The sequence below is a fragment of the Polymorphospora sp. NPDC051019 genome (assembly GCF_040683055.1).
GTDB lineage: Bacteria > Actinomycetota > Actinomycetes > Mycobacteriales > Micromonosporaceae > Polymorphospora > Polymorphospora lycopeni.
On record NZ_JBFBCH010000010.1, the window covers coordinates 162,030 to 187,069 of the forward strand.

Sequence of the window (25,040 nt, forward strand, 5' to 3'; positions counted from 1 at the left end):
CAGAAGGCACGGAATCGAACCGGCGCTGGTTCAGCCGCGGGTCCGGGTGGCCGCCTTGCGGGGGGCGCGGGTCTTGGGCGCGGTGCCGCCGGACCCCGCCTCGCCGTCGGTCCCACCGGCCTCCGCGCCGGCCGTACCCGCGGACTTCGCGGACTTCGCGGTCTTCGCGGCGGTCGCCCTGGCGGTCTTCGTGGCCGGGCCGGTGGCTTTCGTGGCCGGGCCGGTGGCCTTCGCGCCGGTGGACCGGCCGTTGGCCTTCGCCGCCCGGGCGACCGCCGACGCGCCGCCGTCGGGCTCGCCGGTCAGGCCGAGCACCGGGCGCAGGAACTGGCCGGTGTGGCTGTCGGCCACCTCGGCCAACTCCTCCGGGGTGCCGGCGGCCAGCATCGTGCCGCCGCGGTGGCCGCCCTCGGGTCCCATGTCGATCAACCAGTCGGCGGACTTGATCACGTCGAGGTTGTGCTCGATGACGATGACCGTGTTGCCCTTGTCGACCAGCCCGTCGAGGACCTTGAGCAGCTTGCGGATGTCCTCGAAGTGCAGGCCCGTGGTCGGCTCGTCGAGCACGTAGACGGTCCGGCCGCTGGAACGCTTCTGCAACTCGGAGGCGAGCTTGACGCGCTGCGCCTCACCGCCGGACAGGGTCGGCGCGGGCTGGCCGAGGCGGACGTAGCCCAGGCCGACGTCGACCAGGGTCTTGAGGTGCCGGTGGATGGCCGGGATGGCGGCGAAGAACTCGGCCGCCTCCTCGATCGGCATCTCCAGCACCTCGGAGATGGTCCGGCCCTTGTAGTGGACCTCCAGCGTCTCCCGGTTGTAGCGGGCGCCCTTGCAGACCTCGCACGGAACGTAGACGTCGGGCAGGAAGTTCATCTCGATCTTGATGGTGCCGTCGCCCGAGCACGCCTCGCAGCGCCCGCCCTTGACGTTGAACGAGAACCGGCCGGGGCCGTATCCGCGTACCTTCGCCTCGGTGGTCTCGGCGAACAGCTTGCGTACGTGGTCGAAGACACCGGTGTAGGTGGCCGGGTTCGAGCGCGGCGTACGCCCGATCGGCGACTGGTCGACGCCGACGACCTTGTCGACGTGTTCGAGGCCGCTGACCCGGGTGTGCCGGCCGGGCACCAGCCGGGCCCGGTTGAGCTGGTTGGCGAGCACCGTGTAGAGGATGTCGTTGACCAGCGTCGACTTGCCCGACCCGCTGAGCCCGGTGACGGCGATGAACTGCCCGAGCGGGAAGCTGACGGTCAGGTTCTTCAGGTTGTGCTCACGGGCACCGTGCACGACCAGCTCGCGGCCGGCGGTCTGCGGGCGGCGGGTGGCCGGCGTCACGATCGCCTTCCGCCCGGACAGGTAGGCGCCGGTCAGCGACTCCTCGTTGGCGAACAGGTCGTCCACCGAGCCGCTGTGCACGATCCGGCCACCGTGCTCGCCGGCGCCCGGGCCGATGTCCACGATCCAGTCGGCGGCCCGGATGGTGTCCTCGTCGTGCTCGACGACGATCAGCGTGTTGCCCAGCCCGCGCAGGCGTACGAGGGTCTCGATCAGGCGCTGGTTGTCCCGCTGGTGCAGCCCGATCGACGGCTCGTCGAGCACGTAGAGCACGCCGACCAGGCCGGAGCCGATCTGGGTGGCGAGCCGGATCCGCTGCGCCTCGCCGCCGGAGAGCGTGCCGGCGCCCCGGTCGAGCGACAGGTAGTCGAGCCCGACGTCGACCAGGAACCGCAGCCGGGCGTTGATCTCCTTGAGCACCCGCTCGGCGATCATCTTCTGCCGGTCGGTGAGGACCAGGTCGCCGAGCAGGTCGGCGCACTCGCCGACCGACAGGTTGGTGACCTCGGCGATGTTCTTGCCGGCCAGGGTCACCGCGAGGACCTCCGGCTTGAGCCGGGTGCCGCCGCAGGTGCCGCACGGCACGTCGCGCATGAAGCCCTCGTAGCGGTCGCGGGACCAGTCCGACTCGGTGTCGGAGTGCCGCCGCTCGATCCACTGCACCACGCCCTCGAAGCCGGTGTAGTAGGAACGTTCCCGGCCGTACTTGTTGCGGTAGCGGACGTGGACCTGGTCCTCGGAGCCGTACATGATCGTCTTCTGGGCCCGGGACGGCAGCTTGCGCCACGGGGTGTCGAGGTCGAAGTGCTCGGCGTCACCGAGGGCCTCGAGCAGGCGCAGGAAGTATTCGAGGGTGTGCCCGCCGCTCCACGGCGCGATGGCCCCCTCGCGCAGGGTGCGCTCCGGGTCGGGTACGACCAGGTCGGCGTCGACCTCCTTCTTGGTGCCGAGGCCGGTGCACTCGGGGCAGGCGCCGTACGGCGCGTTGAAGGAGAAGACCCGGGGTTCGAGGTCCTCGATCGCCAGTGGGTGGTCGTTGGGGCAGGCCAGGTGCTCGGAGAAGCGCCGTTCGCGGTTGGGGTCGTCGTCGGCCAGGTCGACGAAGTCGAGCAGCACGATGCCGCCGGCCAGCGCGAGCGCCGACTCGACCGAGTCGGTCAGCCGCTGCTTGGCGCCGGCCTTGACGGTGAGCCGGTCGACCACCACCTCGATGGTGTGCTTCTCCTGCTTCTTGAGCTTGGGTGGCTCGCTGAGCGGGTGCACGACGCCGTCGACCCGGGCCCGGGCATAGCCCTTGGCCTGCAGTTCGGCGAAGAGGTCGACGTATTCGCCCTTGCGTCCGCGCACGACCGGGGCGAGCACCATGAACCGGGTGCCCTCCGTCATGGCGAGGACCCGGTCGACGATCTGTTGCGGGCTCTGCTTGGAGATCCGCTCGCCGCAGACCGGGCAGTGCGGCTCGCCGACCCGGGCGAAGAGCAGTCGCAGGTAGTCGTAGACCTCGGTGATGGTGCCCACGGTCGAGCGGGGGTTGCGCGAGGTCGACTTCTGGTCGATGGAGACCGCGGGGCTGAGCCCCTCGATGAAGTCGACGTCCGGCTTGTCCATCTGGCCGAGGAACTGCCGGGCGTACGACGACAGCGACTCGACGTAGCGGCGCTGCCCCTCGGCGAAGATCGTGTCGAACGCGAGACTGGACTTGCCCGAGCCGGACAGCCCGGTGAACACGATCATCGCGTCCCGCGGCAGGTCGAGGTTGACGTCGCGCAGGTTGTGCTCGCGCGCGCCGCGGATGATCAGTCGGTCGGCCACTGTCCGCCCACTCCCAGTTGCAATATAAGGGGATCTGTCCGGGGCACCGGCACAGTAACGATGCCGTCACTCATCGACTTGATCTCGTCGACACCTGATTCCATCGACGGCTGATCTCATCGACGCTGATGCCCGCCGGTCGTAGATGCCAACGACACAGAAACGTCGCGGCTACTGTATCCGCGGGGTATGACAGTTTTCCCCTCCCCCGAATTCCCGCGACCCGCCCCACACCCCCGACACCAGGTCACCGGGGGCGGCGGCGCCACGGACGGCCGGTGCCGGCGACCGCGACCGACGCGCCGGCCGGGGCCGCCGGCCAGAGGCCGACGGCTAGGGGCGGGCACCCCCGGCCCGCTGGTCCCGGTCGATCCGCTTCCACCTGGCCCGGTGCTCCGCCGCCACCCGGGCGTCGCGGCGGCGGGTCTCGAACGCCACCTCGCGCTGGAGCTTGCGCCAGCTCTCCCAGCGCCGGCCGGTCAGGTCACCGGACTCCAGCGCGGCCCGCACCGCGCACCCCGGTTCGCCGTTGTGCGCGCAGTCCCCGAACCGGCACCCGGCGGCCAGCTCGGCGATGTCGGCGAATGCCTGATCGAGTCCCCCGGCGGCATCGAGCAGGCCCACCGCGCGTACCCCGGGGGTGTCCAGCACCGCGCCGCCGCCCGGGATCGGGATCAACGCCCGGTACGTGGTGGTGTGCCGGCCCTTGCCGTCGACGCCGCGGACCCCCTGGGCGGCCATCACGACCGCCCCGGCGAGGGCGTTGACGAGGGTCGACTTGCCGGCGCCGGACGGGCCCAGCAGGGCCAGGGTCCGGCCGGCGGCGATCGACGGCCGCAGCGTGTCGAGGCCGTCGCCGCGCTGCGCGCTGACCGGCACGATCTCCACGCCGGGCGCGATCTCGGCGATCTGCCGGGCCACGGCCGCCGGATCGGCGGCCAGGTCGCACTTGGTGAGGACGACCACCGGCCGGGCCCCGGACTCCCAGGCGAGCGCCAGCAGTCGTTCGATCCGGCCGACGTCCGGCTCCGGGTCCATCGGCTCGACGACCGCCACGGTGTCGACGTTGGCGGCCAGCACCTGACCGGTCGAGTCCTTGTCGGCGGTGCGCCGTACGACGGCGGTGCGCCGGGGCAGCACCGCCTCGGCGGTGACCCGCTGGTCGGGCCAGTGCCGGACCACCACCCAGTCGCCGGCACAGGGCAGGTTCGCCGGGTCGCGGCCGGCGGCGACCAGGACCCCGCCGGCGAGACTGGCGCGTACGGTGCCGTCGGCGCACAGCACGGTGCAGGCGCCGCGGTCGACGCGGATGACCCGGCCGGGGCGATGACTGGGATCGGGCGCGCGGAACGCGGCGGCCCGTTCGGCGTCCCAACCGAGGGACGTGATGTCGAACGTCATGGGAACCTTCTCGTGCGTGATGGTGCCGGCGGCCCGGTGTGGGCCGTCAGATACCCGGTGAGACGGGGCTGGTCGCGTTCGCCCGCATGGATGGCGGCATGGACTGGCACCCCCTCTCGGTTCCTGCGTGACGCGTCGGCATCGACGGTAGAGCCTCCCCCGACCCGCCGAAAGGCATTTCCGTCCGGCCCCGTGGCGGTACGGCGGTTAGGGTCGGACCGTGACGGCTGACCCGCTCGTACTCATGGCCGAGGTGCGACGCGCGACCGACCGGCTGCTGTCGACGGTGGCGGACCTTTCCGACGCGGCGGTCGCCGCGCCGTCGGCGCTGCCGGGCTGGAGCCGCGGACACGTGCTGACCCACCTGGCGCGCAACGCCGACGGGATGACCAACCTGCTGGAGTGGGCGCGGACCGGGGTGGTGACCCCGCAGTACCCGAGCTGGGAGCGCCGGGTCGCCGACATCGAGGCGGGTGCCGGGCGCCCGCTGGCGGTCCAGCTCGCCGACCTGCGTGACTCGGCCGCCCGGCACGCCGCCACGGCCGACCGGCTGACCAGCGAGATGTGGCTCACCACGCTGGAGATCCCGGACCGCCCGCAGACCGCGGCGTACGGGGTGTGGCGGCGGCTGCGCGAGGTCGAGGTGCACCACGTCGACCTGGCCGCCGGCTACCACCCGGCGGACTGGCCGGACGCGTTCAGCCTCCACCTGCTGCGCGAGATCGTCGACGGGTACGCCGGGCGCGACGACGCGCCGAACGTGGTGCTGTGCCCGGTGGAGACGGGGCAGGAACTGTCCGTCGGAGCGGCCGGGGCGGCGCCGACGGTTTCCGGGCCGGCGCACGCGCTGGCCGGGTGGCTCACCGGGCGGTCCACCGGCGAGTCGCTCCAGGTCACCCCGGACGGACCGCTGCCGAATCCGCCGAGCTGGATGTGAAGGAAACCCCGATGCCTTATACCGGAGATGTCGCACCGGGCGGCCCACCCGACGTACGCGAGCTGGACGACCTGGCCATCACCAAGCTCTCGGTCGGGCCGATGGAGAACAACGCCTACCTGCTGCGCTGCCGGGCGACCGGCGACCAGGTGCTGATCGACGCCGCCAACGAGGCGCCGCGGCTGCTGGAACTGGTCGGTGGAGGCGGGCTGTCCGCGGTGGTCACCACCCACCAGCACATGGACCACTGGGTGGCGCTGGAGGAGGTGGTGGCGACCACCGGCGCCCGGTCGCTGGTGCACGCGCTCGACGCCGAGGGGCTGCCGATCCCGTCCGAGCCGCTGGCCGAGGGCGACACCGTACGCGTCGGCGACTGCGCCCTGGAGGTGATCCACATCGTGGGGCACACGCCGGGGTCGATCGCCCTGCTCTACCGCGACCCGGCTGGGGTGCCCCACCTGTTCACCGGGGACAGTTTGTTCCCGGGCGGGGTCGGCAACACCGACAAGGACCCGCAGCGGTTCGCTTCCCTGATCGACGATGTCGAGCACAAGCTCTTCGACCGGCTGCCCGACGAGACCTGGTTCTATCCCGGTCACGGCAAGGACAGCACGCTCGGTGCCGAACGGCCGGGGGTGCCGGAGTGGCGGGCCCGCGGCTGGTGACGCCGGGCCGGTTCGGTCGGCGGTTCGGCCGTGACAATCCGTTTCTCAGGATTCTTTGATCTCACGGTGGTAACCTCCCCGTTCCGTGAGGTCAGGTCGCCCATCGAGGGTGCGTCACGTGTTGCGTCGGTCTGCGACGCTCGGTGAGGCAGCCGGGAGACCCGGCCTCACAGTGGTATTACACGCTGGTACGGGCTACGGCCCGGCCACAAGTTCATTCGCGGGATCGTCCCGCCGTGCAGCGAGTTGGAGGAGTTCGTGGGAGTCAGCCTCAGCAAGGGTGGCAACGTCAGCCTCACCAAGCAGGCCCCGGGTCTGACGGCCGTCACGGTCGGTCTGGGCTGGGACGTACGCACCACCACCGGCACCGATTTCGACCTCGACGCCAGCGCCATCATTTGCAACGCCTCGGGCAAGGCGGTTTCGGACCAGCACTTCATCTTCTTCAACAACCTGACCTCGCCCGACGGGTCGGTGCAGCACCTCGGTGACAACCTCACCGGTGAGGGCGACGGCGACGACGAGCAGATCAACGTCAACCTCGCCGGCGTGCCCGGCGACGTCGACAAGATCACGTTCACCGTGTCGATCTACGACGCCGAGGGCCGCAGCCAGTCGTTCGGCCAGGTCGCCAACGCCTTCATCCGGGTGGTCAACCAGGCCGGCGGCGAGGAGCTGGCCCGTTACGACCTCTCCGAGGACGCCTCCACCGAGACGGCCATGGTGTTCGGCGAGCTCTACCGTCGTGACGCCGAGTGGAAGTTCCGGGCCGTCGGCCAGGGCTATGCTTCCGGCCTGCGGGGCATCGCGCAGGACTTCGGCGTCAACGTCTGACAACCGGCGGCGCAGCCAGCCGCCTGCACCTTCACTCCGCGGGTCGTCCTTCCAACCGGACGGGCGGCCCGCGGCCGTGTGAACGACACCACTTCGAGACCTCCCGCCGGACGATCTTCAACCGGTCCATCGAACGATCTCCACCAGCACATCGACATCCTCTGACAACTGTCCATTCGGAGCGCCACGTGTTCTTACGTACCTTCTTCTGGTCCCTGGCGATCACTGTGGCGACTCTGATCGCCGCAGCCTGGTTCGGTGGCCCTACCGCGTTGGTCCTGGTCGCGGTGCTGATCGTGCTGGAGGTCTCCCTCTCGTTCGACAACGCCGTCATCAACGCCAGCGTGCTGCAACGCATGTCGCGGTTCTGGCAGAAGATCTTCCTCACCGTCGGTATCGCCATCGCCGTCTTCGGTATGCGGCTGGTCTTCCCGGTGCTGCTGGTGACGTTCACCGCCGGCCTCGGCCCGATCGAGGCCTTCCAGCTGGCCATCGACTCGCCCGACGACTACCAGCACGCGCTGGAGGAGGCGCACCCCGCCATCGCGGCGTTCGGCGGCATCTTCCTGCTGATGATCTTCCTCGACTTCATGTTCGAGGACCGCGAGATCAAGTGGATCAAGCCGATCGAGGCGGTGCTGGCCAAGCTCGGCCGGCTCGACCACCTGTCGGTCGTCGTCGGTCTCGCCGTGCTGCTGGCCGCCGGCGAACTGCTGGCCGGCGACAACGCGGCGACCGTGCTCACCTCCGGCCTCTACGGTCTGGTGACCTACCTGCTGGTCAAGGGTCTCGGCGAACTGTTCGAGTCGGCCGGTGAGAACCTGGTCGAGAACGTCACCCACGAGTCCGAGGACGCGGACGGGTCGAAGGACGCGAAGAACCCGACGACCGCGCCCGGCGTACCGGCGACCAACGCGGTGGCCGAGGCCGTCGCGGCCGACGCCAAGACCAAGACCGAGACCAAGGGCGGACAGCCGGTCACCGTCGCCGTCGGCAAGGCCGCGTTCTTCCTGTTCCTCTACCTCGAGGTCCTCGACGCGTCGTTCAGCTTCGACGGCGTCGTCGGCGCGTTCGCGATCACCTCGAACATCTTCATCATCGTCGCCGGCCTCGGCGTCGGTGCCTTCTTCGTCCGTTCGATCACCGTTTACCTGGTCAACAAGGGGACGTTGGCCGAGTACGTCTATCTGGAACACGGTGCGCACTGGGCGATCGGCGCGCTGGCCACGATCCTGATCCTGACCATCAACATCCACATCAACGAGATCTTCACCGGCCTCATCGGCCTCGCCTTCATCCTCGCCTCGTTCGCCAGCTCGGTGATTCGCAACCGCCGCGCCGGCGCCGGCTCCGACCGGTCGGGTTCCGAACTCGCGAAGGTCTGACGGACACACCAACGCAGGGAGCAGCACCATGGCAGTGCAATTGACCAAAGGGCAGCGGGTCTCACTCGAGAAGCCCGGTGGCACCCTGACCCGGATCCGGATGGGCCTGGGCTGGGACGCCGCACCCGCCAAGGGATTCTTCGGCAAGCTGCGCGGCGGCGGCGGGGGCATCGACCTCGACGCGTCGTGCCTGCTGCTCGACGGCTCGGGTCGGCTGCTCGACCAGGTGTGGTGGCGGCAACTGCGCAGCAAGGACAACTCGATCGTCCACACCGGTGACAACACCACCGGCGAGGGCGACGGCGACGACGAGTCGATCATCGTCGAACTGGGTCAGGTGCCCGCCGCGGTGCAGACCCTGGTCTTCACCGTCAACTCGTTCACCGGCGAGGACTTCTCCCGGGTCGCCAACGCCTACTGCCGGGTGGTCGACGAGACCAACGGCAGCGAGCTGGCCCGCTTCACCCTGACCGGATCCGGCACCCACACGGCGCTGGTGATGGCCCGGGTCAACCGCCAGGGCGCCGGCTGGGCGCTCACCGCCATCGGCGCCCCCGGCAGCGGCCGCACGTTCCAGGAACTCATGCCCCTGGTGGCCGCCAACCTGGGCTGATCGCCCGGGTCGATCCGCACCACCCGCCGGCACCACCCGCCGGCGGGCCACCCATCACCACGTGGCGCGCCGCGCCCCCGTCCCGGGAAGAGAAGAAAGGACAGCAATGCGCTACTTCTCCCACCTGGTCGGGGGTGCGGCGGACACACTGTTCCACCGCCCCCCGACCGACTTCGCCCGCGACTCCCCGCCCGAGCGGCTGGCCCTCGCCCTCGGCGCCACCCTCTACTCCCCCGCCGTACGCCCCCAGCTCGCCTCCGACATCGCCCGGTGCCACGCCGAGGGCGTGATGAGCATGGTGTGCTGCCTCGAGGACGCCATCCGCGACGACGAGGTCGACGCGGCCGAGATCAACCTTCCCCGGCAGCTACGGCAGGTGGCGCAGCAACGCCCCGACGGCCCGCTGCTCTTCGTCCGGGTCCGCCACCCCGACCAGATCTACCGGCTCGCCGAACGGCTCGGCGACGACCTCGGGGTGCTCAGCGGCTTCGTCCTGCCCAAGTTCCGCGCCGACGACTCCGGGCAGGCCGGGCTGCGCGCCGTACGCGACGTCGCCAGGGCCACCGGCCGCCCGCTGTACGCCATGCCGGTGCTGGAGACCCCCGAGATCGCACACGCCGAGACGCGGCAGGGCACCCTGCTCGCGATCCGGCACCTGCTCGACCTCAACCGCGACCTGATCCTCGCCGTACGAGTCGGCGCAACCGACCTGAGCAGCGTCTACGGCCTGCGCCGGCCGGCCGAACTGACCGCCTGGGACATCGGCGTCGTCGCCTCGGTGCTGACCGACATCATCAACGTCATGGCCCGCCGCGACGGCACCGGCTATCTCGTGACCGGCCCGGTGTGGGAGTACTTCTCCGGCGGCGAACGGGTCCTGAAGCCGCAACTGCGGGTCACCCCGTTCGAGGACCACGACGACAGCGGCCGGCTGCTGCGCCGCCACCTCGTCCGGCAGGCGCTCGACGGCCTGATCCGGGAGCTGCTGCTCGACCGCTCGAACGGGCTCAACGGCAAGACCGTCATCCACCCGAGCCACGCGGCGGCCGTACACGCCCTCAGTGTTGTCAGCCACGAGGAATACAGTGACGCGGTGGCAATCTGCGACGACTCGGCCGGCGGCCTCGGCGGTGGCGTGCTGCGCAGCCTCTACGGCAACAAGATGAACGAGGTCAAGCCGCACCGCCCGTGGGCCGAGCAGACCCTGCTGCGGGCCAGCGTGTTCGGCGTGGCCGCCGAAGGGGTGGGCTTCGTCGACTTCCTCGACGCCACCGTCAGCCCGCCGGAGCTCGCCGCTTGAGCCGCACCGATGCGACCTGGTCCGGGACCTGGGTCACCGAACGTCTCGGCATCCGCCTCGTCGACACCGCCGGTCCCGGTACGCCGGCAGACACCCCGCGCCTGGCCGACCTCGCCGGCCTGGCCGTACGGCGCAACCCCCGCCGCGCCCACCTGATCGTCTCCGAGGTGCTGGGCAAGCACATCCCGGTCGACCCGCGGACCGTCTACACCGCGGGCTGGTTGCTCGGCCGGCGGGTCGCCGAACTGCTCGGCGCGAAGCTGACCGACGTCGACGCCGTACCCGGACCGGACCGTGCCCCGGCCCCCGGCGCCGGGATCCCGCCGGCCGGCGTCGCGCACCTGCCCGAGCCGCCCCTCGTCGTCGGATACGCCGAGACCGCCACCGCCCTCGGCCACGTCGTCGCCGACGTCTTCGCCGGCGCCGACTACCTGCACTCCACCCGCCGGCCGGTGCCCGGCGTGCCGCTGCTCGGCCGCTTCGACGAGACCCACAGCCACGCCACCGAGCACCTGCTGCTGCCGGCCGACCCGGGCTGGCTCGACCGGCCCGGCCCGCTCCTGCTCGTCGACGACGAGCTGTCCACCGGGCGGACCGCGGCGGCGACGATCCGCGCCCTGCACGCCCTACGGCCCCGCGAGCACTACGTCATCGCCACCCTGCTCGACCTGCGCGGCGGCCCCGACCAGCGGATGCTCGCCGAACTCGGCACCGAACTCGGGGCCCGGGTCGACGTGGTGTCGCTGGCCGCCGGTGGCGTCGTCCTCCCCGACGACGTGCTCGAACGCGGCCGCGCACTGGTCGACGCCGTCGACACCGGACGGCCCCCGGCCGGCCCGCACCGTTCGGGCGGCCGGTCGCCGGCACCGCGCCGGGCGCCGTCGGACGTCGTACGGGTCGACGCCGGCTGGCCAGCCGATCTGCCCGACGGCGGCCGGCACGGGTTCGCCGCCCGGCACCGGCCGGCCCTGGCCGGGGCGGTGTCCCGGCTCGCCGAACAGGTCGCCGCCGGGTTCCCCGACGACGCCCGGATCCTCGTGCTCGGCACCGAGGAGTTCATGTACGCCCCGCTCGCCCTGGCCTGCCGGCTGGCGCGGACCCGACGCGGCCCGGTCCGGTTCTCCTCCACCACCCGCTCGCCGGTGCTCGCCGTCGACGAGCCCGGATACGCGATCCGCACCACGCTGACGTTCCCTCCGCACGACCACGAGACCGACGGCGTCCGGTACGTCTACAACGTCGCGCCGCCAGATGCCGCCGAACCGTTCGACCGGATCGTGCTGGTCGTCGACCGGACCGCCGACACCCCGCGGCTGTGGCAGGACGACGGGCTGGTGGCGGCACTGCGCGCGGTCAGCGGCGGCGTCACCGTCGCGGTCGTACCCGATCTGGTCCCGGTGGTCGCCACGGCGCCGGCCGGACAGGAGGTAGCCCGATGACCCTGCCCACGCCGCTGCACGGCCCGGCGTTCTCCTCGTACGACGCGGCCGAGGTGACCTGGCTGCTGACCGACCTGTCGGACGTGGAGTTGGAGGCCCCGGTCGAGCAGCGGGAGGCGCGGATCCAGTCCGGCGCCGCCCACTACGCCGAGTCGCTGCCGACCGAATACCAGCCGTCCGGGGAATACCTGGAGCTGTTCCACGCCGCGCTGGCCGAATCCGCCGACCGCGTCGCGCACGCGGTCGGGGTGGTCACCGAACTGGTGCTGGCGCAGCGGGAGGCGCCGGTGCTGGTGTCGCTGGCCCGGGCCGGTACCCCGGTCGGCATCCTGATGCGCCGCTGGGCCCGGTACGCCCACGGCGTCACACTGCCGCACTACACCGTGTCGATCGTGCGGGACCGCGGCATCGACCGGGTGGCGATGCGCTACCTGGCCCGGCACCACGACCCGGCCCAGGTGATGTTCGTCGACGGCTGGACCGGCAAGGGGGCGATCTCCCGGGAGCTGCGGGCGGCCCTCGACCTGCTGGCCGAACAGGACGGCCTGGTCTTCGACCCGACGCTGGCCGTGCTCGCCGACCCCGGCAACTGCGTGACCGTGTTCGGCACCCGCGACGACTTCCTGATCCCGTCGGCGTGCCTGAACTCGACGGTGTCCGGGCTGGTGTCGCGCACCGTGCTCAACGACCGGCTGATCGGGCCGGGCCAGTTCCACGGCGCGAAGTTCTACCGGCACCTCGCCGACGCCGACGTCTCCAACCTGCTGCTCGACCGGATCACCGCGCGGTTCCCGGCGGTCGCCGACCGGGTCGCCGCCGACTGGCCGGCCCTGGCCGCGTCGGACCGCACCCCGGACTGGAGCGGCTGGCACACCGCGCTCCGGCTGACCCGCGAGTACGGCCTCGACAACGTCAACCTGCTCAAGCCCGGGGTCGGCGAGACGACCCGGGTGTTGCTGCGTCGGGTGCCGTGGCGGGTGCTGATCCGCCCCGACGCCGTCGCCGACCTCGGGCACGTACTGCTGCTCGCCGAGCAGCGCGGCGTGCCGGTGGAGAAGGTGGCCGACCTGCCGTACTCGGCGGTTGGTCTGATCCGGCCGCGCGGCGCGGCCGGGACGGACGTGGCGTCGTGAGCACGGTCATCGCCACCGACCTCGACGGCACCGTGCTGTTCTCCGAACGCGCGATGGCGGCCGGCGCCACCCGCCCCGACCCGGCCGACCTGGTGCCGGTCGACATCGACGGCGACCGCACCTACGCCTACATGACGACGGCCACCACAACCCGCTGGGCCGAGCTGGCGGCGGCCGGCGTGGTGGTGCCGGCCACCACCCGTTCGGTCCCGCAGTACCTGCGGCTGCGGCTGCCCGGCCGGGCACCGTCGCTGGCGATCGTCTGCAACGGGGCCCGGCTGCTCGTCGACGGCGAATCCGACCCGGTCTGGGAGCGGCAGGTCCGCCGCAACATGGCCGCCGCCGCGGCCACGTTCGACGCGGTCTGGCAGCAGGGCGTCGACTGGCACGGCCGGCGCGGGTTCGCCGCCGTACGCGCGGTCGAGGACTTCTTCCTCTACCTGACCGTGGAGACCCGCGAGGCGTGGCTGCCGGACTTCGCCGCCGAGGCCGGCGAGTGGGCCGGCGCCTGCGGCTGGCGGGTGTCGTTGCAGGGCCGCAAGCTCTACCTGCTGCCGTCCAGCCTGGACAAGGCCGCCGCCGTCGCCCACGTCGCCGAACGGCTGGCCGCCGACCGGGTCGTCGCCGGCGGCGACTCGCTGCTCGACGCCGATATGCTGCGGGCCGCCGACGCGGCCATCCGGCCCGCGCACGGCGAACTGCACCTGACCGGATTCACCGCGCCGCACTGCCGCACCACCGCGTCCGCCGGCGCCGCCGCCGGCGACGAGATCGTGCGGTGGTACGGCGAACAGACCATCGACCGGCCGACGTCCACCGCGTCCCGCTGACACCACGAGGAGACGAAGATGTCCACCGCCCTGGTCAAGGGGCAGAACACCGCCCTGACCGCGCCCCAGGTACGGGTCGTGGTCGAGGTCGCCTGCCCGACCGACCTGTCCGCGCTGCTGGTCGCGGCGAACGGCAAGGTACGTTCCGACGCCGATTTCGTCTTCTACAACCAGCCGAACGGGCCGGGGGTCTCCTGCCGGCAGCCTTCACCCGGCCAGCCGTGGGAGGTCTCGGTCGACACCGGCGCGGTGCCGGCCGACGTGGACAAGGTCCGGATCGTCGTCAGCGTCGACGGGCAGGGCCAGCGGTTCGGCCAGGTGGCGCCGCCGACCGCCCGGGTCTACGACGCGGCCGGCGCCGAACTGGTCAACTACGCCGTCACCGGCCTCGCCACGGAGAGCATCGTCATCGCGCTGGAGCTCTACCGGCGGGCCGGGGCATGGAAGGTCCGGGCGGTCGGGCAGGGCTACGCCGGTGGCCTCGCCGACCTGATCCAGGACCACGGCGTCGTGGTCGACGGGGCGCCCGCGCCCGCCGCGGCGGCACCCGCGCCGGCCCCGCAGGCCGCGCCGCCGCCCCCGCCGCCGGTGACCCAGGCCCCGCCGCCGCCACCGCCGGTCACCCAGGCCCCCCCGCCGCCACCGCCGAGCGCGCCGCCCGCGCCGCAGTACACGCCGCCGCCGGCCGCACCCGCGCCGCAGTACGCCCCGGCGCCGCAGGCCGCGCCGCCGCCCCCGCCGCCGGCACCCCCGGCGCCGCAGCCGCCCGCCCCGCAGCCACCGGCACCCGCGGCCCCGCAGCCGCCGGCCGCCGCCCCGATCTCGATGGAGAAGACGCTGGGCCGCCCGGGTGCCCCGGTCAGCCTGTCCAAGGGCGAGCGGGTGTCGCTGCGCAAGGAGAACGGCGTCCAGCTCACCCTGGTGCGGATGGGCCTCGGCTGGGACCCGATCAAGCGGCGCGGCCTGTTCGGCAGCCGGGAGATCGACGTCGACCTCGACGCGTCGGCGATCCTGTTCGCCGACCAGCAGCCGGTCGACATCGCCTTCTACAACCAGCTGCGCAGCAAGGACGGGTCGATCGCGCACACCGGCGACAACCGCACCGGCGACGGTGACGGCGACGACGAGTCGATCATCGTGGACCTGGCCCGGGTGCCCGCCCACGTCACGACGGTGCTGTTCGTGGTCACGTCGTACCAGGGGCACACCTTCGAGCAGGTCGAGGCGGCGTTCTGTCGGCTCGTCGACGAGACGACCCGCCAGGAGCTGGCCCGCTATACGCTCTCGGGCGGTGTCGGCACCACCGGCATGGTGATGGCCAAGGTCTACCGCGAGGGTGGCGTCTGGAAGATGATGGCCATCGGCGAGCCGGTCCAGGGCCGCCAGCCCCTGGAGCTGATCCCCATGCTGGGACGTTTCCTGTGACCGTGGCGGGCACCCGCTAGATCGCCACCGAGGAGAGAGTGATGGCACAGGTCCTCGTCAAGGGACAGAACGCTCCCCTGACCGTGGCCCGGCTCCGCGTGACCGTGGAGACTCCGGGGCCGGCCGACCTGTCGGCGTTGCTGCTCACCGACAGTGGCCGGGTACGCACCGACGCCGACTTCGTGTTCTACAACCAGCCGGACGGGCCGGGGGTGTCGTGCCGGCCCGCCGCCGGCCGGCCGGCGTGCGTCGAGGTCGACCTGGCCGCCGTACCGGCCGAGGTGGGCAAGGTGCTGGTGGCCGTCAGTGTCGACGGCTCGGCGCCGGCGTTCGGTGCCGGCCCGGCACCGGTCGCCGGGATCGCCGGCGCCGACGGGGCGGTGATGGCGACGTTCGTCGTCACCGGCCTCGACACCGAACGGGCGGTCATCGCCTGGGAGATCTACCGCCGGGCCGGCGGCTGGAAGATCCGGGCCGTCGGCCAGGGCTACGCCGGCGGGCTGGCCGAGCTGGTGGCGGTGTGCGGCGTGGAGGTGGACGAGGAGCCGGCGCCGGCGGTGCCCGTATCCGCGACCACCGCCAGCCCGGTCGCGGCCGGCACCGGTGCGCCGGCGGGGCAACCACCCGCGCCGCCCGCCCAGCCACCGGCGCCACCCGCCCAGCCACCGACGCCATCCGCGCGCCCGGCGGCGGTGCCCGCCCAGCCGGCGCGGCCGTGGCCGACCGACCGGGCCAAGCCGCCGCAGCCGGCGCCGCAAGCGGCCGGCGGGCTGCCCCCGGAACGGCTCTACCAGCAGGTGTGGAGCATCTTCGAGGACGCCGCCCGCAGCACCTCGGCGCTGCGGTCGGCGACCGAATACGCCGAGCAGCGCCGCGACGACGAGGTCGGCCGGCTGCTCGACGACCCGCGTGCCCGCAACTCGCCGGAGACCGCGGCCGCCCGGGCGGCGGCCGACCGCCGGCACGACGAACTGGTGGCCCGGGCGACCGCCGACCACCGGCGGGACGCGGCGCAGCTCGGCACCGAGCTGCGCCAGCTCGACGGTGTCCTCCCGGCGACGATGGCCCGCTGGGACAGTCCGGTCTGGCGGGGCTGGCAGCCGCCGACGGAGCTGGCGGTGGCGCTGCGGGTCGGTGAACTGCACCTGCCCGAGGACCCCGACCTGCGGATTCCGCTGTTGTTCCGGCTCCCGCTGGCGAGGCCACTGTGGATCGACGCGGCCGGCACCGACCGGTCGACGGCGACCGCGCTGGCCCGTTCGGTCATCGCCCGGCTGCTCGCCGCCCACCCGGCCGGCAAGCTCAGCGTCTCGGTCGCCGACCTGGCGGGTGGCGGTGCCGCCGTACGTGGCCTGCGTGGCGACGCGCTGGCCGGACCACCGGCGACCACTCCGGGCGAACTGGCCGAACTGCTCGACAACCTGGTCTCCCGGGTCGACCTGATCCAGATGGCGATGCGTTCGGGCGAGACGGCGCTGCCGCCGGGGCTGGTCGACGGCGGCCGCCGGCTGCTGGTGCTGCACGACTTCCCGTACGGCTTCGACGAGCGGTCGATCGCGCAGATCCAGTACCTGATCAACGACGGCCCGGATGTCGGGGTGAACCTGCTGCTGGTCGCCGACCCCGCCGACTCGTCGACGCTCGGGCCGCTGGTGTCCGCGCTGTGGCGGTCGATGTCGCGGCTACCGGCCGTGCCCGACGACCACGTCGGCGACCCGTGGGTCGGGCTGTCGTGGACTTTCACCCCGGACCCGGTCGGATCGGGTACGGCGCTCGACGCCGTACTCGACCGCCTGGCCGGTGGACGGTGAACCGCCGCCCGGGGCCGGGACGACCGGCCGGGGACGACGGTTCCCGCCCCTGGTCGACGCCGGTCGATCCGGCGACACCGCCGGGCAGCGTGGCCGGACCGGCCGGTTCGCCGCGACTTGCCGAACGGCGCTAACTTCATCAGGAACACCACGTCGTAGCTGAGGGGATCACGTGTCTCAGGCATTCACGCGGGGTCAGAAGAGCCCATTGTCGGCACTGACCGCGGGAACCGACCTATACGTCGGTATCCAACTGGTCTCACCGGGCCTGACCTGGGACATTTCGTGTTTCGGGCTGGACGCCGCCGACAAGCTCTCCGACGACTCCTACTTCATCTTCTTCAACCAGCCGAAGTCGCCCGAGGGTGCGATCCAGAAGCTGGGCGAGCAGTCGGGTGACACCGACTCGTTCCGGGTGACCCTCGACCAGGTCCCCGACAAGATCCACAAGCTGTCGTTCTGCGCGGCGATCGAGGGCTCCGGCAGCGCCAGCCAGATCCAGTCCGGCTACCTGCGGCTCGTCGCCGGCGGCCAGGAGGTGCTGCGCTACAGCTTCACCGGCGCCGACTTCGGCACCGAGCGGGCCATCATCATCACCGACCTCTACCGCAAGGGCGTCTGGCGGGTCGGCGCGGTCGGCCAGGGCTTCGCCGGCGGGCTCGCCGACCTGATCCGCTCGTACGGCGGCGAGGTCGACGACGAGCCGGCCGCGCCCCCGGCGGCCCCGCCGTCGTTCGCGCCGCCGCAGCAGCAGCCGTCGCCCGGCTTCGCCCCGCCGCCCCAGCAGGCAGCGCCGTCGTTCGCGCCGCCGCCGGTGCCGCCGCAGCAGCACGCCGCCCCGGCGCACACCGGCTTCACCCCGCCGCCGCCTCCGCCGCCCCCGCCCGGCTACGGCCAGCAGCCCGGGCAGAGCTTCCCGCCGCCGCAGCAGCCGGGCCACCCGCCCCAGCAGCCCGGCTTCCCGCCCCAGCAGCCCGGTTTTCCCCAGCAGCAGCAGCCGGGCTACCCGCCGCAGCAGGGCTTCCCGCCGCAGCAGGGGCACCCGCAGCAGCAGCCCGGCTACCCGCAGGCGCCCGGCCAGTTCGGCTCCGGACTGCCGTCGCAGGCCCAGCCGGTGCAGCCCGGCGTCATGGTCAGCCTGCAGAAATACCGGGAGACGCCGACCACCGGCCGGTGGACCCAGCAGAACAAGAAGCTGGTCAAGGTGACGCTGGGCCCGGAGGCGTACGCCCGGCGCGGCTCGATGGTCGCCTACCAGGGCGACATCGAGTTCGCCTACAAGGGCTCCGGCGGGCTCAAGGCGTTCTTCGAGAACGCCGCGACCGGGCAGGGCCTGAAGCTGATGACCTGCAAGGGCCAGGGCGAGGTGTTCCTCGCCGAGGACGCCGCCGACCTGCACATCGTCGAGTTGCAGGGCCACTCGCTGTGCGTCAACGCCAACAACGTGCTGGCCTTCGACGCCAGCCTCCAGACCCAGGTGCAGCGCATCGAGAGCCCCGGCATCCCCGGCGGCGGGATGTTCCACCTGGTGGTGTCCGGCCAGGGCACGGTCGTGGTGATGACCAAGGGCACGCCGCTGACCCTGCAGTGCCAGGGCCCGACCTTCGCCGACATGAACGCGGTCGTCGCCTGGACGGCGGGGATGCGGGTGTCGGTGTCCACCCAGGTACGGATCTCCCGCGAGATCTACCCGGGTGCCAGCGGCGAGTCGGTCGCGCTGCAGTTCATGGGCCTCCAGGGCCACTTTGTCGTAGTCCAGCCGTACGAGGTCTGAGGGGTTCGCCGTGCAGAGTCCGTTGCTCCAGCACTATGGGCAGACGCAGATCCGGGACCGGATGAGCACCCACGGCTACAAGATGGCCAAGGTGATGATGGCTCCCGGGCAGGACCTGATGGCCCGCGCCGGCTCGATGGTGGCGTACGAGGGTCTGATCGACTTCAACCCCAACCCGCCGCAGATGGGCCAGATGGCGCGCTCCTGGGCGACCGGTGAGGGCGTACCGCTGATGGTCGCGACCGGCCAGGGCGAGCTCTACCTGGCCGACTACGGCAAGGACGTGGTCGTCCTGCAACTGGCCGGCGAGGCGCTCAGCGTCAACGGCAAGAACATCCTCGCCTTCGACGCCTCCCTCCAGTGGGGCATCGAGCGGGTGAAGGGCGTCAGCATGCTGTCCGGCATGGGCATGTTCAACGTCGTGCTGCGCGGCCACGGCTGGGTGGCACTGACCAGCAAGGGCACCCCGGTGGTCCTCGACACCCGGGAGGCGCCGACCTTCGTCGACACCGACGCGCTGGTGGCCTTCACCGAGGGGCTCAGCGTCCAGCCGCGGCGCACCGCCCGGCTGGGCGGTCTCTTCGGGCGCGGCTCCGGCGAGGCGTTCCAGTTGGGGTTCTCCGGGCAGGGCTTCGTCATGGTCCAGCCGAGCGAGGACGAGCGCCCCAACTTCTCGGCCCGGGGCTGACGGTCAGCGGTAGCGGGATACGGCGAAGGAGAAGACGACATGTACCAGAGCAGCCTGCTGACCAACACCGAAGTCGGCGGCACCGACAAGTTCGTGCTCCAGAACACCAAGATGCTCAAGGCCAACCTCGGCCAGCAGAGCGGGATGACGGAGTTCTTCGCCCGCAAGGGCGCGATGATCGCCTACCAGGGCGGCGTCAACTTCGACGGGCACCACGAGCACTGGGGCGCCCACATCTCGCGCTACATGACCGGCGAGGGCCTCAACCTGATGAAGGTGTCCGGCTCCGGGAGCGTCTTCCTGGCCAACCAGGCGCAGGACATCCACATCCTCGACCTGACCGGTGACGGGCTGACCGTCGACGGCGAGAACGTGCTCGCGTTCGAGAAGCAGTTGCGGTGGGACGTGGTCCGCATCGAGTCGCAGGTGAACATCGCCAGCGCCGGGGCGTACAACATCGAACTGACCGGGCACGGCAAGGTCGCCGTCACCACCACCGGCGAACCGCTGGTGATGCGGGTGACGCCCAGCAACTACTACTTCGCCGACGCCGACGCGGTGATCGCCTGGTCGTCGAGCCTCCAGGTCAGCATGCAGGCGGCGGTCACCTCGTCGTCGGTGTGGCGCCCTCGGGGCAACACCGGCGAGAGCTGGCAGATGCAGTTCAGCGGCGAGGGCATGGTGGTCGTGCAGCCGGCGGAGCTGATGCCGCCGTACAACGCGCTCGCCGGCACCGACATGGCCGGCCGCTTCGGCATGGGCCAGGGTGGCATGGCCGGCAACAACTTCTTCGGCGGCCGCTGAGATCGGGGGCGGGGGGCGCTTCGCGCCCCCCCGCCCCCGATCCCCCGCGATCTTGCAGTTGTCTCCCCCGTTCGCCGGATTTGTCGGGCGACAAGTGCAAGATCGCGGCTAGAGGCCCGGTGACGCGAGGGTCGGGTCAGAGGACGTCGACCATGTCCTTGGCCTCGCGCAGGGACAGGCCCGTCTCGGCGCGGACCAACTTGACCGCCTCGATCAGCCGGCCCTGACGCTTCAGGTCGGTGGCCCGGTCGACAACGGACCGGTCGGCGACCTCCGGCAACCGGGGCGGCTGGCCCGGCCAGCGCGCCGGCACCCGGCCCGCCCCGATCTGCTCGACCACCTGCTTCGCCTCGGCCAGGCCCATCGGGCGCCGCATCCGCAGGACCTTGATCGCGTGGATCTTCCGGTTCCGGCCGAGCAACTCCAGGATCTCGGCGACCAGCGCCCGGTCCGTGGCGTCGAGACGGTCGAGACCTTCGATCCCCTCGGGTCCGGCGACGACACCGGTGCCCTTGCCGCCGGCCGGTCCGGCGCCGTACCGCGCCCGCCCGGCCAGGGCGCCGCCGACCAGGTCGGCACCGCGACGGCGGGAGCGGGCGGCGACGAACACGATCACACAGATCACCAGTACGACCACGATCGCGCCAAGGGCCCCGAACCATTCCATGGCCCCACGCTACCGGCGGGTTGCCAGCCCACCGCCGGCCCGCCGGCGCTCAACGGACGAGCTTGGTCGCCTCGGCCAGCGGCGCGCCGAGCCGCTCGCAGAGCAGCCGTACGGCGTCGGCCTCACGGCCCCGCTTCTTGAGGGCGAACGCCCGGTCGACGATGAACGGGTCGAACTCCCAGTCGGCCCCGACGACCGGCGTCCGGACCGGCCAGGTGGCCGGGTGCCGGCCCGCCCCGATCTCGTCGACCAGCCGCTTGGCGTCGGCGCCCGCCATGCCGGTGTGCCCGCGCAGCACATAGGTCGCCTGGCGCCGCTTGCCCCGATCGAGCAGTTCGGCGATCTCGGCGATCACCTCGGCCTCGGCCGGCATCTCCCGCACCGGCGGATCGTCCGACCGGGCCGGATCGGCCGGCCGCCGGTCCCGCAGCGCGCCGCCGACCAGGTCCTTGCGCCGGCCGGCCGCCCGGGCCCGACCGATGGCGGCGGCCACGCCGAGGACACCCACCGCCCCGACGACACCCACCACACCGACGGCCACCGCCCAGTCCACCATGGATCCACCGTACGGCGTACGCCATACCGATCCGGTCGGGACATCGGGTGATCAGGTCGGCCGATCGGCCAGGTCCGCGAGGGCGGCCGGCAACTCTCCGCTGTGGACGACGCCGAGCCGGCGGGTGGCCCGGGTCAGCGCCACGTAGAGGTCGCTGTCGCCACGGGGCGACTCGGCGGCGATCTCGGCCGGCTCGACGACGACGACCGAGTCGAACTCCAGCCCCTTGGCCTGCCGTACGGTCAGCACGACAACCCGGTTGACCAGGTCGGACCGGTCACCGACCGCCGCGTCCGGGACCGCCGAGGCGACCGCCCGCCCCAGCTCGGCCAGCCGCGCGGCGGGCACGATCACGCCGAGACGGCCGTCGGCGACGTCGTCCGCCTCCCGGGTCACCACGTCGGCGAGCCGGGCGGGCAGTTCACCCGGGGCGGTACGGCTGGCCCACGGCGGTACGCCGGTCTCGCGTACGGACCGGGGTGGGGTCAGCGTGGGGTCGATGTCGGCGAGCAGCCGCGCGGCGACCGACATGATCTCGGCCGGGGTGCGGTAGTTGACCTCGAGTTCGGCGAGCCGCCAGCGGTCCGCCACGTACGGCTCGAAGACCTGTGCCCACGACGAGGTGCCGCCGAGGTCCCCGGTCTGGGCGACGTCGCCGACGACGGTCATCGACCGGTTCGGTGTGCGGCGCATCAGCAGCCGCCAGGCCATCGGGGACAGTTCCTGGGCCTCGTCGACGACGATGTGCCCGAACGCCCACCGGCGGTCGGCGGCGGCACGCTGGGCGGCGGTCAGCTGGTCGCCGTACTCGTGCCGGTCGGCGAGCAGGTCGGCGTCGAGCAGGTCGGTGGCGGCGAGCAGCTCGGGTTCGGCCTCGTCCTCGACGTCGATCGAACGGGAGCCCATCGCGATCTCCAGGGCGCCCTCGGCGTACTCGATCTGGCGTTGCCGTTCGCGTTCGGCGAGCACGGCCTCGACGGTGGCGTCCTCGCCGAGGAGTTCGGCGGCCTCGTCGAGCAGTGGCACATCAGCCGGTGACCAGCCGCCGCGCGGTTCGCGGCGCAGCAGCTCCCGCTCGACGGTGGTGAGTTGCGGGGCGGCCGCGGCGAGGCGGGCGTCGGAGGCGAACAGGCCGGCGACGAGTTGCTGCGGGCTGAGGATCGGCCACAGCCAGTCGAGTGTGGCGAGCACTTCGGGTTCGCGGCGCAGTTCGCGCCGGATCTCGGCGACGTCGGCCTCGTCGAGCAGGTTGTCGCCGCCGAGCGGGTCGGCGCCGATCTTCGCGGCGAGCTGGGCGGCGAGGGCGTGGATGATCTCGGTGTCGAACAGCGGCCGGGCGAGGTTGTGCAGCTTGCCGGAGCGGCGGGCGCGGGTCCGGGCGTCGGCGATGGTCGCCGGGTCGAGCCGCAGGGTGTCCTGCTCGACGTTGATCTCGATGGGCTCGTCGGGCAGCCGCTGCCGGTCGGCGACGGCCGCGGCGAGGACGTCGACCATCACCGGCCGCCCCTTGATCTCGGCCACCTCGGCGGGCTCGTCGCGGCGGGCGGTCACCCCGGGGAACAGGTCGCCGGGGGTGCGCAGCAGCACGCCGGTCTCCGCCAGCGACGGCAGCACCTGGGAGATGTAGTTGAGGAAGGTCGGGTTGGGCCCGACGACGAGTACGGCACGGGTGGAGAGTTCCCGGCGGTGGGTGTAGAGCAGGTAGGCGACCCGGTGCAGGGCGACGGCGGTCTTGCCGGTGCCGGGGCCGCCCTGGACGACGAGCAGGCCGGCGACGTCGGAACGGATGATCCGGTCCTGTTCGGCCTGGATCGTCTCGACGATGTCGCGCATCCGTCCGGTGCGGCCGGCGCCGAGCGCGGCGAACAGGGTCGCCTCGCCGGCCAGTCCGGTGCTGCCGGTGGGGTCGGCGGCGGTGAGGTCGAGCACCTCGTCGTCGAGGTGGACCACGGTGCGGTCGTTGGTGCGGATGTGCCGGCGGCGGGTCACGCCGTGCGGGGCGGCGGCGGTGGCGAGATAGAACGGCCGGGCGGCGTCCGACCGCCAGTCGAGCAGCAGCGGCCGGTGGCCGTGGCTCTCGTCGAATATCCCGATCCGACCGACGTGCGCGGTGCGGTCGTCGTCGAAATCGAGTCGGCCGAAACAGAGCCCGTTTTCCACCGCGTCGAACTGCGCCACCTGCTCGCGGTACATCGCGGTGGCGCTGTCGCGCTGGGACCGGGCCTGGGGCGTACCGCCGGTTTCACGCAAGGCCCTGGCCAGCCGTTTCGTGGCATGATCGCGCATCGCGTCGAGCCGTCGGTAGAGCATCGACACGTGCGCCTGCTCGCGGTCGACCTCGTCGGTGCGCTGGTCGGCGGCGGCCCTGGACGAGATTGACAAATTGTCTCCCTGTTCGATAAAATCCCCAGAGAATCGCATTTCACATGCGATTCTTTTGTTTTCCCGAACATAGGAGAATAGCGGGTGGGCGGCCCTCACCGCACCCCACCCGCCGTCTTCCGCGCCCGGTGCCGGTTCCCGGCCCCGGCGGCGCCGCTCACCGGTCGTAGCGGTAAAGGTCGTACTGCTTCATCAGCCTGATCAGGTTCGTCGCGTACGTCGGCGAGGTGGCGTACCCGGCCTTGTGGATCTCGGCGGCGAACCGGTCCGGGTTGTCGCTGTACGCGAACGCGGGCCGGTACCGGCTGTTGTCCCTGAGGAAGCGGCCGTGGTCGGCGAACGAACCGGCCGCGTCGCGGTAGGCGCGGAAGCTGGCGGTGGTGCCGTAGCAGCGGGTGCCCTCGCACTCGGTGGTCGCGTACGACCGGCAGCCGACCGCGATCGGGCCAGGGGCGCCGAAGCACTTGATCCCGAAGTAGTTGTGGTCGCGGCGGGTCAGGCCGCTGCCGCCCCAGCCGGATTCCTGGATCGCCTGGGCGATGGTGACCGAGGCCGGCACCTTGTACTGGCGGAAGCCGGCCCGGGCCGGCTCGGCGATCCGCTGGATGAAGCGGTTGCGGTCGGCGGTCGGCACGGTCGGCGGCGCCTGGCCGCACCACGGCAGGTTCGACGCGGCGGGGTTCCAGGCGACGTACGCGTCGGCGACGAACCGGCCACCGGCCAGCCGGTTCCAGGCGGAGCTGCGCCGTACCGCCCCGGTGACCGTCTGGCCCCAGGTCTGGCATTCCACGGTGAGCCGGCTGCCGTCGGCGACGGTGCCGACGCGGGCGTGACCGGTGCCGGCGCCGGCGCGCACGTTGAGCGGCCCGCCGCCGGTGCGCGCCGTGGCCACGGCCGCCCGGTTGCCGCCGCACCAGGCCACGGCGGGCCGCGACGGGGTCCAGCGGATGTAGGCGTCGGCGACGTACCGGCCGCTGGACAGCAGGTTCCAGTGCGCCGACCGGCCCTGGGTGCCGGTGACGAGTTCGCCGTACACCTGGCAGGTGACGGTGATCCGGGTGCCGTCGCGCAGCGTGCCGACGCGTCGGTCGGCGGTCGAGGCGCCGGCACGGACGTTGAGCGAGCCGTCGGCGCGTACGGTCGCGGCCGGTTCGGCGGCCCGGGCGACGGCCGGCACGGGGGCGGCGAGAATGGCCGACAGGCCGGCGATGAGCACCGTGGTCGTGGTCGCGACGCGCACGTCGTCCCCTTT

At 72.3% G+C, this 25,040-nt stretch carries 19 protein-coding genes and 1 pseudogene; 14 read left to right on the forward strand and 6 right to left on the reverse strand.

Annotated features, from left to right (window positions below; translation table 11 throughout):
- Nucleotides 1–204: 204 nt before the first annotated feature.
- Nucleotides 205–3,144, reverse strand: a pseudogene (gene uvrA, locus AB0M79_RS19605) (excinuclease ABC subunit UvrA); the annotation flags it as partial.
- A 333-nt stretch (nt 3,145–3,477) separates the two neighbouring features.
- The gene (gene rsgA, locus AB0M79_RS19610; RefSeq protein WP_364215351.1) at nt 3,478–4,545 is read right to left on the reverse strand and encodes a ribosome small subunit-dependent GTPase A; all 1,068 of its coding nucleotides are present in this window, start codon (nt 4,543–4,545) and stop codon (nt 3,478–3,480) included.
- A gap of 220 nt (nt 4,546–4,765) precedes the next feature.
- On the opposite strand from rsgA, the gene AB0M79_RS19615 reads away from it, so the two are divergent.
- The 14 genes from AB0M79_RS19615 to AB0M79_RS19680 all read left to right on the forward strand — a co-directional run bounded on the left by AB0M79_RS19615 (nt 4,766) and on the right by AB0M79_RS19680 (nt 20,183).
- Nucleotides 4,766–5,482: a maleylpyruvate isomerase family mycothiol-dependent enzyme gene (locus tag AB0M79_RS19615; RefSeq protein WP_357544145.1), complete on the forward strand. Its 717-nt coding sequence runs from the start codon at nt 4,766–4,768 to the stop codon at nt 5,480–5,482.
- A gap of 11 nt (nt 5,483–5,493) precedes the next feature.
- Complete coding sequence (locus tag AB0M79_RS19620) at nt 5,494–6,147, forward strand: MBL fold metallo-hydrolase (protein WP_364215355.1); 654 nt, start codon at nt 5,494–5,496, stop codon at nt 6,145–6,147.
- Nucleotides 6,148–6,405: 258 nt separating this feature from the next.
- Entirely contained in the window at nt 6,406–6,981 is a 576-nt protein-coding gene (locus AB0M79_RS19625) for a TerD family protein (RefSeq protein WP_364215358.1), read from the forward strand.
- 188 nt (nt 6,982–7,169) lie between these two features.
- On the forward strand, nt 7,170–8,366 hold the full coding sequence (locus tag AB0M79_RS19630; RefSeq protein ID WP_364215361.1) for a DUF475 domain-containing protein: 1,197 nt from the start codon (nt 7,170–7,172) through the stop codon (nt 8,364–8,366).
- A 28-nt stretch (nt 8,367–8,394) separates the two neighbouring features.
- Nucleotides 8,395–8,979 carry a TerD family protein gene (locus AB0M79_RS19635; protein ID WP_364215364.1) on the forward strand — a complete coding sequence of 195 codons (585 nt, stop codon included), beginning with the start codon at nt 8,395–8,397 and terminating at the stop codon, nt 8,977–8,979.
- A 106-nt stretch (nt 8,980–9,085) separates the two neighbouring features.
- A complete protein-coding gene (locus tag AB0M79_RS19640; protein ID WP_364215367.1) occupies nt 9,086–10,279 on the forward strand; it encodes an HpcH/HpaI aldolase/citrate lyase family protein in 1,194 nt (397 codons plus the stop codon).
- Complete coding sequence (locus tag AB0M79_RS19645) at nt 10,276–11,718, forward strand: phosphoribosyltransferase family protein (RefSeq protein WP_364215370.1); 1,443 nt, start codon at nt 10,276–10,278, stop codon at nt 11,716–11,718. Before AB0M79_RS19640 ends, AB0M79_RS19645 begins: the two co-directional genes overlap by 4 nt.
- Nucleotides 11,715–12,851 carry a cysteine protease StiP family protein gene (locus AB0M79_RS19650; RefSeq protein ID WP_364215373.1) on the forward strand — a complete coding sequence of 379 codons (1,137 nt, stop codon included), beginning with the start codon at nt 11,715–11,717 and terminating at the stop codon, nt 12,849–12,851. The genes AB0M79_RS19645 and AB0M79_RS19650 overlap by 4 nt, the downstream gene beginning before the upstream one ends.
- Nucleotides 12,848–13,681, forward strand: a complete 834-nt coding sequence (locus AB0M79_RS19655; RefSeq protein WP_364215375.1) for a hypothetical protein — start codon at nt 12,848–12,850, stop codon at nt 13,679–13,681. Before AB0M79_RS19650 ends, AB0M79_RS19655 begins: the two co-directional genes overlap by 4 nt.
- Before the next feature lie 18 nt (nt 13,682–13,699).
- Nucleotides 13,700–15,106: a TerD family protein gene (locus tag AB0M79_RS19660; RefSeq protein WP_364215378.1), complete on the forward strand. Its 1,407-nt coding sequence runs from the start codon at nt 13,700–13,702 to the stop codon at nt 15,104–15,106.
- A 41-nt stretch (nt 15,107–15,147) separates the two neighbouring features.
- The gene (locus tag AB0M79_RS19665) at nt 15,148–16,917 is read left to right on the forward strand and encodes a TerD family protein (protein WP_364215381.1); all 1,770 of its coding nucleotides are present in this window, start codon (nt 15,148–15,150) and stop codon (nt 16,915–16,917) included.
- Between the two features lie 172 nt (nt 16,918–17,089).
- The gene (locus AB0M79_RS19670; RefSeq protein ID WP_364215383.1) at nt 17,090–18,691 is read left to right on the forward strand and encodes a TerD family protein; all 1,602 of its coding nucleotides are present in this window, start codon (nt 17,090–17,092) and stop codon (nt 18,689–18,691) included.
- 10 nt (nt 18,692–18,701) lie between these two features.
- Nucleotides 18,702–19,379, forward strand: a complete 678-nt coding sequence (locus tag AB0M79_RS19675) for an AIM24 family protein (protein WP_357540869.1) — start codon at nt 18,702–18,704, stop codon at nt 19,377–19,379.
- A 39-nt stretch (nt 19,380–19,418) separates the two neighbouring features.
- Nucleotides 19,419–20,183, forward strand: a complete 765-nt coding sequence (locus tag AB0M79_RS19680) for an AIM24 family protein (RefSeq protein ID WP_364215387.1) — start codon at nt 19,419–19,421, stop codon at nt 20,181–20,183.
- 136 nt (nt 20,184–20,319) lie between these two features.
- On the opposite strand, the gene AB0M79_RS19685 is transcribed toward AB0M79_RS19680, so the two are convergent.
- The 4 genes from AB0M79_RS19685 to gsmA form a co-directional block, all read right to left on the reverse strand.
- The gene (locus AB0M79_RS19685) at nt 20,320–20,850 is read right to left on the reverse strand and encodes a hypothetical protein (protein WP_364215390.1); all 531 of its coding nucleotides are present in this window, start codon (nt 20,848–20,850) and stop codon (nt 20,320–20,322) included.
- A 49-nt stretch (nt 20,851–20,899) separates the two neighbouring features.
- Complete coding sequence (locus AB0M79_RS19690) at nt 20,900–21,406, reverse strand: hypothetical protein (RefSeq protein WP_364215393.1); 507 nt, start codon at nt 21,404–21,406, stop codon at nt 20,900–20,902.
- Between the two features lie 51 nt (nt 21,407–21,457).
- Complete coding sequence (locus tag AB0M79_RS19695) at nt 21,458–23,716, reverse strand: UvrD-helicase domain-containing protein (RefSeq protein ID WP_364215618.1); 2,259 nt, start codon at nt 23,714–23,716, stop codon at nt 21,458–21,460.
- A gap of 229 nt (nt 23,717–23,945) precedes the next feature.
- A complete protein-coding gene (gene gsmA, locus AB0M79_RS19700; RefSeq protein WP_364215396.1) occupies nt 23,946–25,028 on the reverse strand; it encodes a sporangiospore maturation cell wall hydrolase GsmA in 1,083 nt (360 codons plus the stop codon).
- Between the last annotated feature and the right edge of the window lie 12 nt (nt 25,029–25,040).